Annotated in this window: 18 protein-coding genes; 16 read left to right on the forward strand and 2 right to left on the reverse strand. The window is 40.1% G+C overall.

The window, feature by feature from the left end:
* Positions 1-10: 10 nt before the first annotated feature.
* The 6 genes from C6Y07_RS09985 (at position 11) to C6Y07_RS10010 (ending at position 6,371) form a co-directional block, all read left to right on the forward strand.
* Positions 11-940, forward strand: a complete 930-nt coding sequence (locus tag C6Y07_RS09985) for an NAD-dependent epimerase/dehydratase family protein (RefSeq protein ID WP_060597406.1) — start codon at positions 11-13, stop codon at positions 938-940.
* Between the two features lie 39 nt (positions 941-979).
* A complete protein-coding gene (gene tuaE, locus C6Y07_RS09990; protein WP_066031678.1) occupies positions 980-2,437 on the forward strand; it encodes a teichuronic acid biosynthesis protein TuaE in 1,458 nt (485 codons plus the stop codon).
* A gap of 58 nt (positions 2,438-2,495) precedes the next feature.
* Positions 2,496-3,173 carry a teichuronic acid biosynthesis protein TuaF gene (gene tuaF, locus C6Y07_RS09995; protein WP_060597405.1) on the forward strand — a complete coding sequence of 226 codons (678 nt, stop codon included), beginning with the start codon at positions 2,496-2,498 and terminating at the stop codon, positions 3,171-3,173.
* A 24-nt stretch (positions 3,174-3,197) separates the two neighbouring features.
* Complete coding sequence (gene tuaG, locus C6Y07_RS10000; protein ID WP_060597403.1) at positions 3,198-3,953, forward strand: teichuronic acid biosynthesis protein TuaG; 756 nt, start codon at positions 3,198-3,200, stop codon at positions 3,951-3,953.
* A gap of 19 nt (positions 3,954-3,972) precedes the next feature.
* On the forward strand, positions 3,973-5,169 hold the full coding sequence (tuaH, locus tag C6Y07_RS10005; protein ID WP_066031804.1) for a teichuronic acid biosynthesis protein TuaH: 1,197 nt from the start codon (positions 3,973-3,975) through the stop codon (positions 5,167-5,169).
* Between the two features lie 134 nt (positions 5,170-5,303).
* On the forward strand, positions 5,304-6,371 hold the full coding sequence (locus C6Y07_RS10010) for a glycosyltransferase family 4 protein (protein WP_034660156.1): 1,068 nt from the start codon (positions 5,304-5,306) through the stop codon (positions 6,369-6,371).
* Between the two features lie 36 nt (positions 6,372-6,407).
* Here C6Y07_RS10010 and C6Y07_RS10015 read toward each other — a convergent pair whose 3' ends face one another.
* Entirely contained in the window at positions 6,408-7,499 is a 1,092-nt protein-coding gene (locus C6Y07_RS10015) for an LCP family protein (RefSeq protein ID WP_106048170.1), read from the reverse strand.
* The gene (locus tag C6Y07_RS10020) at positions 7,484-8,152 is read right to left on the reverse strand and encodes a YigZ family protein (RefSeq protein ID WP_012011434.1); all 669 of its coding nucleotides are present in this window, start codon (positions 8,150-8,152) and stop codon (positions 7,484-7,486) included. Before C6Y07_RS10020 ends, C6Y07_RS10015 begins: the two co-directional genes overlap by 16 nt.
* Positions 8,153-8,373: 221 nt before the next feature.
* Here C6Y07_RS10020 and degS point away from each other — a divergent pair, with 221 nt between their 5' ends.
* The 10 genes from degS (at position 8,374) to flgK (ending at position 16,762) form a co-directional block, all read left to right on the forward strand.
* Positions 8,374-9,549 (forward strand): two-component sensor histidine kinase DegS, encoded by a 1,176-nt coding sequence (gene degS, locus C6Y07_RS10025; RefSeq protein ID WP_003213166.1) that lies wholly within the window; start codon positions 8,374-8,376, stop codon positions 9,547-9,549.
* A 64-nt stretch (positions 9,550-9,613) separates the two neighbouring features.
* Complete coding sequence (degU, locus tag C6Y07_RS10030; RefSeq protein WP_008348273.1) at positions 9,614-10,303, forward strand: two-component system response regulator DegU; 690 nt, start codon at positions 9,614-9,616, stop codon at positions 10,301-10,303.
* Between the two features lie 217 nt (positions 10,304-10,520).
* Complete coding sequence (locus C6Y07_RS10035; RefSeq protein WP_034660152.1) at positions 10,521-11,363, forward strand: DegV family protein; 843 nt, start codon at positions 10,521-10,523, stop codon at positions 11,361-11,363.
* Positions 11,364-11,483: 120 nt separating this feature from the next.
* Entirely contained in the window at positions 11,484-12,863 is a 1,380-nt protein-coding gene (locus tag C6Y07_RS10040; protein WP_142393300.1) for an ATP-dependent helicase ComFA, read from the forward strand.
* A gap of 66 nt (positions 12,864-12,929) precedes the next feature.
* Positions 12,930-13,223 (forward strand): late competence protein ComFB, encoded by a 294-nt coding sequence (gene comFB / locus C6Y07_RS10045; protein ID WP_060597398.1) that lies wholly within the window; start codon positions 12,930-12,932, stop codon positions 13,221-13,223.
* Complete coding sequence (locus C6Y07_RS18930; protein ID WP_189288297.1) at positions 13,220-13,906, forward strand: ComFC family protein; 687 nt, start codon at positions 13,220-13,222, stop codon at positions 13,904-13,906. The genes comFB and C6Y07_RS18930 overlap by 4 nt, the downstream gene beginning before the upstream one ends.
* Positions 13,907-13,962: 56 nt before the next feature.
* The gene (locus tag C6Y07_RS10055) at positions 13,963-14,382 is read left to right on the forward strand and encodes a TIGR03826 family flagellar region protein (RefSeq protein WP_106156646.1); all 420 of its coding nucleotides are present in this window, start codon (positions 13,963-13,965) and stop codon (positions 14,380-14,382) included.
* Positions 14,383-14,461: 79 nt separating this feature from the next.
* Positions 14,462-14,725, forward strand: coding sequence for a flagellar biosynthesis anti-sigma factor FlgM (flgM, locus tag C6Y07_RS10060; protein WP_003213252.1), 264 nt, complete (start codon positions 14,462-14,464; stop codon positions 14,723-14,725).
* An 18-nt stretch (positions 14,726-14,743) separates the two neighbouring features.
* Positions 14,744-15,226, forward strand: coding sequence for a flagellar protein FlgN (locus tag C6Y07_RS10065; RefSeq protein ID WP_034660146.1), 483 nt, complete (start codon positions 14,744-14,746; stop codon positions 15,224-15,226).
* 15 nt (positions 15,227-15,241) lie between these two features.
* Entirely contained in the window at positions 15,242-16,762 is a 1,521-nt protein-coding gene (gene flgK, locus C6Y07_RS10070) for a flagellar hook-associated protein FlgK (protein WP_060597394.1), read from the forward strand.
* The last annotated feature ends 5 nt before the right edge of the window (positions 16,763-16,767 follow it).

Below are 16,767 nucleotides of genomic sequence, written 5' to 3' on the forward strand. Positions count from 1 at the left end.
GGGAGCTTGGATGAAGAAAGTATTGGTTACTGGGGGAAGCGGATTTATTGGGTCACACACGGTAGAGGCTTTACTAGAAAAAGGCTACGAGCCCATCGTTCTTGATAATTTTTCAACTGGATCTCGGGAAAATATTGCCCACCTTTCCGTTCAATGCATTGAGGCAGATGTCACAAAATTAGAAACGGTCGATTTGATCAAACAAATGGCGCCGGATTATATCATTCACCTTGCAGCACAGGTGAGTGTAGCGGTTTCCGTTCAGAATTTCGTTTATGACGAAGAGGTCAATATAAAAGGGTCCCTGCACGTCATGAAAGCAGCGGCTGAAGCAGGAGTGGAAAAGGTGGTATTTGCCTCATCAGCAGCTGTCTATGGAGATCCAGTGTATCTGCCAGTGGATACCGCTCACCGGCTAAAGCCTGGTTCGCCTTATGGGTTAGCGAAACTCACAGTAGAGCGATACTTAGAAATGGCAAAATCACTGTATGATGTGGACTATTGTATTCTTCGGTACAGCAATGTTTATGGTCCGCGACAAGACGCACTTGGCGAAGGTGGAGTTGTCTCTATTTTCTCTGATAAGTTTGCAAAAGATGAGGCTCCTTTCATTTTCGGAGACGGGGAACAAACAAGAGATTTCATTTATGTAGGTGATCTAGCAGCAGCGAATGTTGCGGCTTTAACAGCTCAATCAAACGTTTGTTTAAATATTTCATGTGGTGATTCGATCACTGTGAATGAGCTGTTTCAAACGATGAAGCGGGTGACGAGGTCGCATCTTGAACCAATTTACAAGCCGCAGCGTGCAGGAGATATTGTGCATAGTACATTGGCAAATGAGGAAACGAAACAAGTCTTAGCATGGGAGCCTGTTGTGAGTTTACAGGAAGGTTTGGCTCGTACCATTTCCTACTATGAACAGGAAGTCAAGGCTTAATCCCTCAAATCGGATGGGTTGCTTAGGAGGAAAATGGGTATGAGTGTGAAACAAACAGCATGGCAAATCATGATTGGATGTATTTTGTTTGCAGCAGGGATCGGGCTTGTACAAATGGCAACCGCCCAGCCCGTCGGGTTAAAGAAGATGGTGGCTGTTCCGGTTATACTTTTGATCCTGTCGGCTGCTCTCGTGTTGATGAAGCTATACATGAATGGTGAGCAAATCTTCATGTCAGCCATCTATCTTTTGATTGCATTGACTTTTCTCAACAACGCTTTCTTTTCTATTAGTGCCGGATTCTTTAGTCTTTTTCTCTACCGTATTATGCTTATCGCCGTCTTTGCTTTATTCATATGGCGGATGAGAGATAAGGGGACGTACATATCGCAGTGGCAGCAGATTCGTGTCAAAGGAATTCTTGGTTTTTTCGCTGCATGGTTTCTTTACGGGCTCATCTCACTGCTTTGGGCTCATTCGGTCACAGACGGCCTGAAATATATGTCCCTGCTTGCAATGGGGATGGGGTTTGTCTTTCTTGTCGTCATGTTCATTCAGCGAATGGATCAAGTGGTGACCTTTTATAGCATTTGGCTGGTCATGACTGTGTTTGTGATGGGGATTGGTTTCTATAATCACTTTACATTGAACCATTTACCGAATACCTCATTGTATCTAGGACCAGCGTATAAACAGCACTATCCTACATCTGTCTTTTTTAATCAAAATGACTTTGCGACGTTTTTATCGATTAGTTTCTTTTTATATCTAGCATGCATGCGTCAAATGAAAAACGGTTATATCAAAGCGTTTGGATTATTAGGGGCAATCGCCGCACTGTATCTCATTTTGTTAACCGAATCCCGAGCCAGTCTGCTTGGCATATTTGCAGGAGTGGCGGTCTATGTATGGCTGCTGCTGCCGCGATTTCTCAAAAAGTGGTCAATCATTGCAGCAAGCGGACTTGTAGTCATCGGTATCGCTGTCTTTTCAGCCAAGATTTATTCGGTTTTTTATGACTTGTTTCTCGCTTCTCAGGTCGCACATTCTTTTAGTGAACCACTCCCGTCTAACATCGCGAGAGCGAATTTGATCAAAAATGCTTGGCACTTCTTTACGAATTCATACGGATTCGGGGTTGGAGCGGGGAATGTGTCTTACTACTTAGCTCACTTTTCGATCTTTGATACAGACCAGGTCGTAGAAGTGCACAATTGGCTGCTGGAATTGATGACGAACTTTGGGTTTGCAGTCATGCTGGGCTATATCTCAGTATACGCCTATCTCATGTTCACACTGTACAAACAATACCAATGGGCTGACACAAGATCGGCAAAAATGATCATTGAGGGGTTGTTTGCAGCCATGCTGAGCTTTCTCGTTTCAAGTATCAGTCCTAGCTCCGTCTCGAATTTATATTTCCACTGGGTATTTTTAGGACTGGTGATCGCAGCGGTGAATATGTTGAAAAATAAACAACGACTCAAGCTATGGTAAACCGTGTGTATGGCTACACTAGTGAAAGAGCAAATACGTCAATGTTGGGAGAATGAACATGTCTGGTTTCATATCTAGGATAGGGAAGCGAATCAAAAAGTACATCGTATGGCTCATCCTGCTGCCTGTCATATTAGGCGCCTTTGGTTTCTTTTTTGCTAAAGGAACTACGCAGCAGTCCAGTTACACAGCTGCTGTTACCCTCACTCTTGGTAAATATGATGATGGGGTGTATAACAATATGGCAGAAGTGACATCTCTATTAAAAAGCGATGCATTTCTAAATGAAGCACTCAGTGATGTCAAAGAAGAAGAAAGGCAGGATGTGAAAACCCGTCTCATCCTTACCAATCAATCAGATACACAATTACAGCTGTCTTTCACAGATGCCAATAAGGATCGCGCTTTGGCTGTCGTGAAGCAGGTGTCGGATACATTTCTTAAGCAAGACAAAGCATTATTTACAAAAAGGCAGCAGGTGATTGAAAGTAGATTAGCTGCTCTTGAAGACGAATCTGTCAGCAATGATTCCAAAGTCGATAAAGAACGATTCTTATATGAATTGGAGTCGACAAAGCTTGGAATGAAGCAGGCAAAGATTGTCGATCCTGCACAAGTACTTGATGAGGGCAATAAAGGCATGTCAGCCAAAAAACGTGCACTGCTTGGGCTTGTCATTGGCTTTAGCATCTCGCTCATGTTTGTGGTCTTACCCGAAGTGTTCAAAGAATCTTAATGATGAACTGGAGATGAGTCTTAGGTGAACAATCAACCGTTAGTATCCATCATTACACCGGCGTATAATGCGGAACGTTATTTAACGGATACAGTTCATTCCGTCCTTGCCCAAACCTATTCCAATTGGGAGCTGATCATTGCAGATGATTGTTCTACAGATGGAACGAGAAAGCTATTAGGGGATTTAAGTCAAGCGGACGACAGAATCAACGTCATTTATTTAGAGGAAAATGGGGGAGCTGCCATTGCTAGAAACGCAGCCATCAACCAGGCAAAAGGGCGCTTTATTGCTTTTTTAGATAGCGATGATAAGTGGAAAGAGACGAAGCTTGAAAAACAGGTAGACTTCATGCTGACAAATGATTATGCCTTTACATTTACGGCATATGACATCATTGCAGAAAATGGAGAACCATTAGAAAAAACCGTCACTGCGCCAGCGAGATTAGATTATAATGAAGCCTTGAAAAATACCATTATCGGCTGTTTAACGGTCATGCTTGATCTTCAAAAGGTAGGACATGTGGAAATGCCGAACATTCGCACAAGGCAGGATTTAGCTACATGGCTGTCTATATTAAAAAGAGGATTTACAGCCTATGGTATGAGCGAACCGCTCAGTGAATATCGCATCGTTGGAAACTCCATCTCTAGCAACAAGTGGAAAGCAGCGAAAAAAACGTGGTTTGTCTACAGAGAAATTGAGCAGCTTCATTTTGTCAAAGCGTCCTGGTGTTTTATGCACTATGCGACAAATGCTGTGAAGAAGCGCTTATAAACAGAAGGGAAAAAAGGTGATAAAGGTGAAAGCAGACTCGATCATACATGTTGTCGTAGCGACGGGAGAATGGGGACAGGACGGACTGAGGTACAGACGGCATCGGTTGGCCGAATTTTTAGCATCTGATCCGGAAACGAAAGAGGTCATCTGGGTATGCCCGTCATCATCTCGTCATACAGCTCCCTTTCAGCCCATAACAGATCGAATGAAGCAATTGGCCATTCCTGATGTGCTCAAGAGTAAATTATTTCGCTTTGGCCGATATCAAGACATGTTCTATATTCATAAATTGTCCCCTCTTCTTGAGCATTTGCGGATGGAGGAAAAGAAGGGGATTGCTGTTTGTTTATGGTATACGTTTCCGGGCTTTCCGCTCTTATCTTCCTTATTTGAATGGAAACACATTGTCTATGATTGCAGTGACCTGTGGGGAGAGCCGATAAGCGGCAAACACAACATTCTTTCTTATATGAGGCAGCGTGTCATTGTCAAAGCAGAAAATCGAATCATTAAATACGCACACAGCATTACATGCTCTTCTCAATATTTACACGATCAAATCAAAAAACGTCTTATGGGAGAACCGAAAGATGTGTTTACTGTGGAAAATGGCGTCGAGTACGATGTATTTGCGAAAAGCAATCTTCCGTGTAAAGAAGATGTGCTGGAAGGAAGAGAAGGAACCGTGCTTGGTTTTATCGGAGGAATCAAGCCAAAGCTCGATTTTGACATGATGGCTGAAGCTGCTCGCATGCGGCCTGATTGGACATTTTTATTTGTCGGTCCGGATGGAACGAATGGAGATCCATCTTTTCAGCATGCACTCAAACTGCCAAATGTGATTTGGACAGGAGCTGTTGCACCAGAAGAAGTACCTGCTTATATGAAGCTGATTGATGTAGGCATGATGCCATACAAACAATCCCCTTACAATCAAGCGGTGTTCCCTCTCAAGCTTTATGAATTTTTAGCAGCTGGAATACCGGTTGTCGGTTTAAATCTCCCGTCAACGGAAAGGCTAAAAGAGAAGGATGTGTATGAATATTTAGAGGGCGATGATCCTGCGCTCTTCGTAGAAGCCTGCCTGAAAGTGATCAGCAAAAAAGACGACACGACCTATAGACATCTAAGACAAAGCCGTGCAATGAAAAAAGATTGGCACGCGCTGTTCACAAACATGGTGGAACTAACGAATATTAAAGAAAACGCATAATTCATTCGGGATTGTGCGTTTTTATTTGTTTCTTCTTCACCGGGGGAGCTTGTGATCATCCTCTATTCAATTGTATAATGGAAAGAGCGGCCAATATACAAAATACAGATTTCAATTTAGAAGGAGACTGACCTATGGATTACGAACGCGCCTTATTAGCGTTTTTTGTCTCTCTGGCTACAGTTTTAATTGTGACACCAATCGTCAAAAAGTTTGCAATTAAGATTGGTGCAGTGGACCAGCCGAATAAACGAAAAGTTCATGATAAAGTAATGCCTCGAATGGGTGGTTTGGCAATTTTTATTGGGGTAGCGGCTGGAGCATTAGCAGGCGGGCTGTTTCTACATAATAAAATTACAGCAATTTCAGTTGGTGCCGTACTCATCGTCATTTTAGGTATATTTGATGATAAATATAATTTAAGTGCAAAATTTAAATTTCTCGTACAAGTTCTTGTTGCTTGTTTGATTGTGAGCACAGGCTTAAAAATGGATTTTTTCTCAGTTCCTTTTTTAACAGATCGAATTGAGTTAGGCTGGATGGCATATCCCCTCACCGTGCTATGGATTGTCGGCATCACAAATGCCATTAATTTAATTGACGGTCTTGATGGACTAGCTGCCGGTATTTCCGTCATCGGTTTATCAACGATTGCAGTGATGGCATTTTCTGCTGATAAGATTCTGATTCTTTCTTTATCTCTTGTCGTCATTGGCAGTACGATCGGCTTTCTCTTTTACAACTTTCATCCAGCGAAGATTTTTATGGGGGATACCGGTTCGCTATTTTTAGGGTATATGATCTCGGTGCTGTCACTTTTAGGGTTATACAAAAGTGTCACTTTGTTTAGTGTTGTTGTTCCTGTGATCATTCTAGGTGTTCCTATATTTGATACGACCTTTGCAATCATTAGACGCATATTAAACAAACAGCCGATTTCAGCGCCGGACAAATCCCATATTCATCATAGACTAATGGCCTTTGGCTTGTCCCATCGCATGGCGGTTATCGTGATTTACATGATTGGCTTAGTCTTTAGCTTAAGTGCGATTTTGCTGACAAGCGCCACCATTTGGTTATCGCTCATCATTATCTTTTTACTGGTAATGTTTATGCAAGTGATTGCGGAAGTCACGGGTTTGGTCAACGAAGAGTTCAAACCATTTACGAAATTCTATAAACGAATGGTGAAAAGACAATAAAAAACAGCCCGTTCCTAGGAACTGGGCTGTTTTTTATTATTGTCCTGGTGTGCTGGTCGAAGGATTAGTTGTATCGCTTGACCCTGTTTCACCAGAGGGTGGATTGGTTTGTGAATCTGTTTCACTCGAAGATTCAGCAGGAAGCTTTAAATGCGTCCGTAATTCATTTTGTACGTTAGCTAGATTGGTTTGATCTGGCTCAAAGTAATACGTTCGATTTGGTCCTAAATAAAGGTCTGTTCCTTTAATAGAAAGTGTTTCTGTGTCATCCCCCTTAAATCCGCTGTAGATTTGCTGAAGCGCAAGACCTTCTGTGATACGGAAGTTGGTTGTAATGTGATCACTTACTTCTTTAGCGATATTATCGACGTTCGCAATGTTATTTGCCTTCGTCATTTGATCAATCATTGCGCGTAAAATTTGTTTCTGACGATCATTACGTCCGAAATCACCGCGTGGATCTTGTTTTCTCATCCGCGCGTAAGCAAGTGCTTCTTCCCCGTTTAAATGCATATTGCCTTTTTTGAAGTAAATCTTTTTCGATTTTTTCACATCACTTTTTTCATTGAAGTCAAATGGAACATCGATATCAATTCCGCCGACTTCATCAATAACATCCTTGAATCCGTCAAAATCAACGGTTGCATATTTATCAATCGGAATATGCAAGAATTGTTCGACAGTTTCAATCGTCTCGTCTTTTCCACCTTTAGCAAATGCTGCATTGATCTTTTCTTTATTTCCTGTCGTGTCACTTGCAAGCTGTACGCGTGTGTCACGAGGGATACTAACCATTTTCATCGTTTTGTCTTGAGGGTTAATCGTTGCGACAATGAGTGAATCTGAACGGCCATGATCACCATCTGTGGCATAATCCTCAATTCCGACAAATAGTACAGAGAAAGGTTTCTTCTTAATATCAATGACCGCATCACGAAGCTTCGATTTCTCTCCTCGGTCTAGCTCATCATATGTTTTGTCAGCAGCCTGAAGTGTATTGACTATTTTATATACTGCAAATCCGCCCATGCAGATGATAAGAAGTAAAAATAAGACCAGGATACGTTTGAAAATTTTCTTCTTCTTACTCTTTTTCTTTCGTACACGCACTCTTACTCGTTGTGCCATTCATCTGTCTCCTTTATCGGACCAATGTCCTTTTCTAAATAAATCAGTTCGCCTTCTTTTGTAACACTCTTTCCATTTGTCAGCTCAGTCATCCATTCAATGAACTGCTCTGTTTGTGTTTCTTCTACATACGTCTCAAAAATAACATCTTCTGCATAATGAATTTCTTTTAGCTGAAAAGATGAGGCTCTAAGCTCATTCTCTACCTTTCCAAGCCATGTATAATCTATTGTTGTGTGCATCGTACGCATTAAACAGCGTTCTACCATACCAACATGGTTGATGGCTTCTGATACAGATTTTCCGTAGGCACGAATCAATCCACCGGCGCCTAGCTTAATACCGCCGAAATAACGAGTGACCACTACGACTGTATCTTTCAGCTTCCGTTTTTTTAACACTTCAAGCATTGGCACACCTGCTGTACCGCTTGGTTCACCATCATCATTCGCTTTTTGAATCAGGTCATGTTCTCCAATGAGATAGGCAGAACAATTATGTGTGGCATTCCAATGTTGTTTTTTAATGGATTGTATAAATGCTTGTGCTTCTTCTTCTGAGACAGCACGCTGTATATGACAAATAAAACGTGATTTTTCAATGACGATCTCATGCTCGCCACGACTTTTTACTGTAAGATAGCGATTCAGCAAAAGACTTACCCTCCTGACAAGCAAATTGTAAGACTAGAGAAAATTTGCATTGATTTTAGAATTTTACAGCGTATTTTGTTATGATGATAGGGGCGGAAAAAGGGTCGTCATAAAAACTTCATGATTTATACGCATTCTTTCATTATAATTCGACATAAAATGCAGATCAATGACATTTATAATAAAAAAAGATGACATCACTGTTACGGGAGGGAAAAGCCATGACAACACCTAAAATGGATCCGAAATTATTGGATTCAATCATCATGAAAATGCTAAGTACAGTTGATGGCAGCAAGGACGAAGTATTTAGGATAGGCGAACAGTCCCGTCAACAATATGAAAGCCTAGTAGAAGAGCTGAAGCAAATCAAGCAGCAAGTAAACGAAGTAATTGATTTTGGGGATAAACTCGAAGTCCATACGAGACATGCTAGAAATCGCTTATCTGAGGTCAGCAGAAACTTCAACAAATTTAGCGAAGAAGAAATACGGGAGGCCTACGAAAAAGCACATAATCTACAAGTGGAACTCACCATGATCCAGCAGCGCGAAAAGCAGCTGAGAGAAAGAAGAGACGATCTGGAAAGACGATTGTTAAGCCTGCAAGACGTCATTGAACGCTCTGAAACGCTTGTGAGTCAGATCACAGTTGTTCTCAACTATCTCAATCAGGACTTACGCCAAGTTGGCGTGTTACTTGAAGATGCTCAGGCAAAACAAGATTTTGGACTAAGAATTATTGAAGCCCAAGAAGAAGAACGCAAAAGGGTGTCCCGGGAAATTCATGACGGTCCGGCCCAGATGCTGGCAAACGTGATGATGCGTTCCGAATTAATTGAACGGATTTTCAGAGACCGTGGGACAGAAGAAGGCTTTAAAGAAATTAGAAGTCTCAGACAGAATGTGCGAAATGCTCTGTACGAAGTGAGAAGAATCATTTATGATTTAAGACCAATGGCTTTAGATGATTTGGGTCTCATTCCGACGCTAAGAAAATATTTAAACACAATCGAAGAGTATGATGGAAAAACCAAGATTACGTTCCAATGCCTAGGGGATACAGAAAGCGAAAGAATTGCTTCTCAATTTGAAGTGGCACTGTTTAGACTAGCCCAAGAAGCTGTCACAAATTCACTAAAGCATTCCGAAGCTGAAGAAATCTCTGTAAAAGTAGAAGTGACGAAAGACTTTGTCACGTTAATTATCAAAGACGATGGAAAAGGCTTTGATATGAAAGATGTGAAAACAAACAAAAACAAATCCTTCGGTTTACTTGGCATGAAAGAACGCGTAGACTTACTGGAAGGTAAAATGACCATAGACTCAAAAATAGGTCTAGGGACATTCATCATGATTCGCGTGCCATTAACATTGCAAAATAAAATTGTAAAATAGAGACAAAAGACATATTGACCATAAAGTTCAGGTGTAGAACAATAAACATGGGGAGGCGTAGCTTGTGACTAAAGTAAATATTGTAATTATTGATGATCACCAATTATTCCGTGAAGGTGTCAAACGGATTTTAGATTTTGAACCTACTTTTGAAGTAGTTGCAGAAGGAGACGACGGTGACGAAGCTGCACGTATCGTAGAACACTATCATCCGGATGTTGTCATTATGGACATTAATATGCCGAATGTAAATGGTGTAGAGGCTACAAAGCAGCTAGTTGAGCTTTATCCCGAATCAAAAGTCATTATTCTATCTATTCATGACGATGAAAACTATGTGACACATGCATTGAAAACAGGGGCAAGAGGCTACCTGTTAAAAGAAATGGATGCAGACACGCTCATTGAAGCAGTGAAAGTCGTAGCTGACGGAGGATCTTATTTACATCCGAAAGTTACTCATAACTTAGTAAATGAATTCCGACGCCTAGCGACTAGTGGCGTTTCAGCACATCCGCAGCACGAGGTATATCCTGAAATTCGCAGACCACTTCATATCTTAACGAGACGTGAGTGCGAAGTTCTTCAAATGTTAGCTGACGGAAAGAGCAATAGAGGAATTGGTGAGTCGCTCTTTATTAGTGAGAAAACAGTCAAAAACCACGTGAGTAACATTTTACAAAAAATGAATGTAAACGACCGTACACAAGCTGTTGTTGTAGCAATTAAAAACGGCTGGGTAGAAATGAGATAATGTTCCGGACAAGTACTCCTTTTTCGCCTGTTTTTGGTTCTCTCACATGTTAATTGGAGAGAAATGATAGGTAGATAAGGAGTCTTTTTCGGATATAACGGGCTTGCCTATTGATTAGGCAGGCTTTTTTGATTACTATTATAAATCTAATGAATAACAATGATCATTCTTTGAAAATAAAAAAGAGCAACTTAACGGATAAGGAAGGTATTTAAGAATGAAAATAGCCGTTGTAACAGACAGTACTGCTTATATACCACAAGAACTGCGTGATAAACATCATATTCATATGATCCCTCTTAATGTCATTTTTGGCAACGAATCATACCGTGAAGAAATAGAAATGGATTGGAAGACATATTATGAAGAAGTCAAAAAGCATAAAGACCTTCCAACCACCTCTCAGCCTGCTTTCGGTGAGTTAATAGAATTATATGAAAAACTAAGTGAAACATACGATGCCGTGATTAGTATTCACCTTTCAAGTGGAATTAGTGGAACATATAATAGTGCAGCCTCAGCAAATGACCTAGTTGACGGGATTGATATTTATCCGTTTGATACAGAAACTAGCTGTATGGCGCAAGGTTTTTATGCGATAGAAGCTGCTGAAAAAATCCAAGGTGGTGCTTCTCTAGAAGAAGTGTTAGCCCATCTCAATTATCTGAAAGAGAATCAGAGAGCTTATTTTATGGTAGACGATTTAACTCATTTACAAAGAGGCGGCAGATTAAATGGTGCTCAGGCTTTTATTGGGAGCCTCTTAAAGGTAAAGCCTATACTGCATTTTGACAACAAGCTAATTGTCCCTTTTGAGAAGATTCGTACACGGAAAAAAGCCATTTCACGTATTTTTGAATTATTTGACGAAGATGCATCACGTGGTGTCCCGATGAGAGCAACACTGATACATGGTAATAGAGAAGAAGAAGCAGACGACTTAATTGCGCACTTATCAGAAAAGTATCCTCATGTTGAATTTTATAAAAGCTACTTTGGTGCCGTGATTGGCACTCATCTAGGCGAAGGCTCTATAGCTCTTGGCTGGGTGATTAGATAAATCTTAAAAAACCTCTTTTCTAATAGAAAAGGGGTTTTGTTTTTCTATTTTAGCTGTTGGACGAAAGGTCATGTCTTTGCGCATAATAGGCAAACATCAGTTGAAAGGTGTTTGGTGAAATTGAACATGGACAAAGCAATGGAACTAAGGCAGCAACTGCAGTCACGCCACCTGCTTACCGCTGAAACAAGATGCTCACAGTCCGATTTGGATTGGCTGGTGGAGAAAGGGTTAGTCATCCGAACACCTGCTATTGAGAGGAAAGCAAATGGTCTTACTTGCTGTAGATGTGGTGTATCAAAAAAGCGGTACTTTGCCCACACTCCGTGTGACATGTGTCAAAAAGATTGTGTGTACTGTAGATCATGCATCATGATGGGGAAAACAACGGAATGTGGCTTTCTTTATGAATGGACGGGTCCACAAATGGAAGAAACATGTCATACGGAATTAACATGGCAGGGAAACCTGTCTAAAGGACAAAAAAGGGCGTCAGAAAAATTGATCGAAGCGATAAAAAACAAATTTGATCTACTCATCTGGGCAGTTTGCGGGGCAGGGAAAACAGAGGTGCTTTTTCACGGAATTGAATATGCCTTACATCAAGGAATGAGCGTCTGCATTGCGACACCTAGAACAGATGTTGTCCTTGAACTAGAGCCGCGGCTTAAAAAAGCATTTCAAGGAATGAAAATAGCTGTTCTTTATGGAGGAAGTCCTCAAAGGTTCCAAATAGCACCGCTAGTGATCGCCACAACTCATCAGTTGATGAGATACAAACTTGCATTTGATGTGCTTATTATAGATGAAGTCGACGCCTTTCCTTATTCAATCGATGAACGTCTCCAATTTGCTGTTTTAAAGGCAATGAGAAAGAAAGGGGTTAGGGTTTATTTAAGTGCGACGCCCTCTAAGAAAATGAAAAGAGATGTATCTCGTGGACAACTAGAAGCCATAAAAATTCCTCTGCGCTTTCACCAACAACCGTTACCTGTCCCGTCCTTTCAATGGATTGGACATTGGAAGAAGAAATTAAAAAAGAACCAGCTCCCACCTAAAGTAATGAATTGGATGCAGAAACATATCACAAAGAAGAGAAGGATTTTACTTTTTGTTCCTTCTATTTCGACCATGAAGAAGATAACGAAGGTCCTTAGAGAACACCGCTTAAATGTGGAGGGGGTGTCTGCTGATGATCCAGACAGGAAACAAAAGGTCCAGCACTTCAGAGATTATAAATACGATGTACTAGTTACAACCACCATTCTAGAAAGAGGCGTTACCATTCCAAATGTTCAAGTGGGGGTACTAGGTGCGGAATCTACTATCTTTACAGAGAGTGCACTTGTTCAGATTTCTGGTAGAGCAGGTAGACATCCCGATTTTTTTAAAGGAGATGTAATCTTTTTTCATTTTGGTTTAACGAGAAGTATGAAACAAGCAAAGAAGCATATCGTAAAAATGAATGATACAGCTGCAAAAGAGTTTTCTGAAAAATAATGTGGGTCCAACTAAATTTCATGGTACATTTATATTCACAATACACAAATGGCAGGAGAGACAAATATGCTACTCAATGCAAAAGAAATACTACTCAAGGAAATCCTCTATCAATATCTCAACCAATTAAACATGATTTGTCACTGTGAAAAGTGTATAGAAGATGTATTAGCGATTTCACTAAATCAAGTGAAGCCTCAGTATATAACAGATATCGATAAAATATCTTACAGTAAATCCGAGATGGTGGATAAACAGAAGAATACGGCCATGCTGGTCATTCTGACAGAAGCTGCTTCAAAGGTCACCACATTTCCAAGATGCGAAAATCGTCTGCCGATAAATAAGGATAACAATTGATCTGCCTAATTTGTGAGGGGCATTTTGTCGCTGCTTTTACATGGAAATCATTACTTCTATTAAATGATGATCATCTATGTATAGCATGTAAGCATCACCTAGAAAAAATTCAACGCCCGATTTGTCCAGCTTGTGGGAGAGCACAGTCGAATGATCAATTATGTCAAGACTGTTCCAGGTGGAAAGAACGCCCTGATTCTACTACAGTACTTGTGAAAAATAGGTCTGTTTATGCTTACAACGATTTGATGAAAGATGTCCTTTCCCGCTTTAAATTTCGAGGTGATACAGCTTTAGCTGAGCTTTTTAAACAAGATGTCCAAGCAGTATTTAAGCGCTCCTTTTCAATTAAAGAACCTGTGCTGATCCCGATTCCTTTAAGTAAAGAAAGGCTAAAGGAAAGAGGGTTTAATCAGTCAGTCATACTTGCTTCCTTGATTGGTCAGCCGATCCTGCAGCCGCTTGTGAAAATACATCAAAGCAAGCAGTCTAAGAAAAAGAAAAATGAACGTTTAGATCAAAAAAGAATGTTTCAAATCAAGCAGACAGATGCGATCGTTCAAAGGGATGTTATCTTAATTGACGACATCTATACAACGGGGGCCACCATTTATGATGCGGCAAGAATTTTAAAAGAAGCAGGTGCCAAAAGTGTTTCCTCTTTTACGTTGATCCGTAGTTAAAATTCAGGATAATTAACCGATAATAAGAAGAGAAAATAACGTAAGGGGTTTTGGTTATGAATCAATTGGCAAACTGTCCACAATGTAATCAGCTATTTTTAAAAACCACCATCCAAACGGTTTGTAACAAATGCTTCGAAGAAGAAGAACGTTCTTTTGATATCGTTTATAAATTCTTGCGAAAGCAAAGTAATAGACACTCAACCATTGCTGAAATAGTAGATGCAACAGAAGTTGCTGAAGAATTAATCTTGAAATTTATCCGTTTGAAAAGACTTCAAATTAGTCAATTTCCGAATATCAACTATCCTTGTGAAAGATGTGGCCAACCGATCAGAAAAAACAAGCTGTGCAGCCAATGTGAACAGGATATTCATTCGCAAATGAGTCAAATGAATCAAGAAGAAGAGCGTAAAAGGGAGATTGAATCTAGGAAAAAAGACACCTATTATGCCATTAATCCTAAAAACGATTGATTCCCTAAACTAAGTTGCAGTTTGGTCGATAAAATGGATAGAATCAAGACAGACTGTAACGGAAAGCGAGAGGAATCCCGTGAAAATTAATCGATATGGAACACAACCAGTAAATCCTTACAAGAAAACATATGAGAAACAAACGTTGCAATCAAATCAAGCAAAATCAACTGATAAAGTCGAAATTTCTAAAAAGGCAATCGAAATGCAAAAGGTGCCGAATATCATGAAAGAACGCCAAGATAAAATAGACCAAATTAAAAAAAGCATTGAAGCCGGAACATATCAAGTAGATACAAAAGGCATTGCTGATAAAATGCTGAATTTTTATAAACAACAATAACAAAAGGGAGTAGCGTGAATGTCAGTTAAAATAATCATTGAAGAGCTGCATCGTCTCTATGGATTGCATGAACAGCTTTTGAAGCTGTCGAAGGATAAAACAGAAATGCTGAAAAGCAATGAGATTGATGCTCTTTCAGAGGTTCTGAATTTAGAGCAAAAATATATTCAAGCCATTTCTCAATTAGAAGAAAAACGAATTGAAGCCACAGTTCAATTTTTACAAAGTGATGAACCGCCAACCATCACCGCGTGTATCGAAAAGGCTGAAGGTTCGGATCAAGAAGAGCTCATTTCGTTATATGACAAATTAAATGACATCATGGTGGAACTGAAAGATGTAAATGAACTGAACAAACAGCTCATTCAGCAGTCGCTTCAATTTATTTCACTGACATTCGATCTCGTTAACCCTAATAAAGAAAATATGAATTACGGACAAAATGGTCTTGAGAGTTCAAAGCCTAAACAGCAGAGGGCTTTGTTTGATTCAAAGGCGTAAACAAGGAGGATACCAATGGGTTCTACATTCATGGGTCTAGAAACGGCAAAAAGAGGAATCACAGCCCAGCGTGCAGGGCTTTATGTCACATCAAACAACGTCTCCAATGCAAATACAGATGGCTACTCAAGACAAAGAGTTACCTTTAAAGCAGATAATCCTTATCCAGTCATTTCAGTTTATGACGGCAAGACGTATGGCCAAATGGGGACAGGAGTTCAAGTTGGAACCGTTGAAAGAATTCGAGACAGCTTTTTAGATCTGCAATTCAGAGATCATAACAATAACTTGTCTTACTACTCAACAAAATCTGATGCCCTTTCGCAAATGGAGGGAGTTATGAATGATTTGACGGATGAAGGCTTAAACAGAGCTTTTGATAACCTTTGGAAATCATTACAGGTCCTATCCGAAACAAAAAATGCCGATACAGCGTCTGCGCGTACAGTTGTTAAAACAAGTGCACAGGCTTTAGTAGATCAATTCCGTCTACTTAATTCGTCTTTAACAACGATACAAAAGAATTTAAAAACAGAACTCGATTCAACAGCCAAAAATGTGAACACGATTTTATCTCAAATAGATGAAGTGAACAAACAAATTGCAGCAGTTGAACCAAACGGGTATCTTCCAAATGATCTATATGATACGCGTGATGCGTTGGTAGATCAATTATCCTCACTTGTTGATATTAAAGTGAGCTATAATCCATCTGGCGGGAATGCACTCAAAATTGCTGAAGGAACTGTCAACATCGACATTATCGGTGCAAATGGACAATCTGCTGGAACGATTTTGAATGGCATTACGAGCGAAAAATCTGAACTGCAAATCTCCTATGATAACACAACGGGACTTGTTAACTCACTTCAATTCGGAACAACAACCATTGCAGCAGATCAGCTTCAAGTGAATGGTAAAGTAAAAGCACTTGTTGAGGCTTATGGTTACATGTCAAATGGTGCTGAAAAAGGCATGTATCCGGATATGCTTGCAGAGCTGGATGAAGTAGCACAAGTATTTATGGATACATTTAACGATGTGCATAAGCAGGGGTACACGTTAAATGGCACAAGTGGACAAGACTTCTTTGATATTGAGAATAACAATGAATTGAATAAAGGCTTAGCAGCTCGTATCAAAGTGAGTGATGTCATTTTAGCATCAACAGATAATATTGCAGCATCTCTCAATCAAACAAAAGGTGACGGTTCGAATGCTACAAAATTAGCAAATATACAAGACTTAAAGTTACCAATCGGCGGCAATACAACGACGATCCAGGATTACTACCAAAATGTCATTGCTGAGATGGGGATTCAAGGGAAAAAGAACATGACGCTAGAAAGCAGTTCAGCCGCTCTTGTCAATTCAGCCAATGAACGTAGAATGTCGACGAGTGCTGTTTCCATTGATGAAGAAATGACGAATATGATCCAATTTCAGCATGCATATAATGCAGCTGCGAGAGTTGTGACATTACAAGATGAAATATTGGATAAAGTAATAAACGGCATGGGTGTCGTAGGAAGGTAGGTATA

It is taken from the genome of Bacillus sp. LNXM12-1 (assembly GCF_003004375.1).
In the GTDB taxonomy this organism is placed as follows: Bacteria; Bacillota; Bacilli; order Bacillales; family Bacillaceae; genus Bacillus.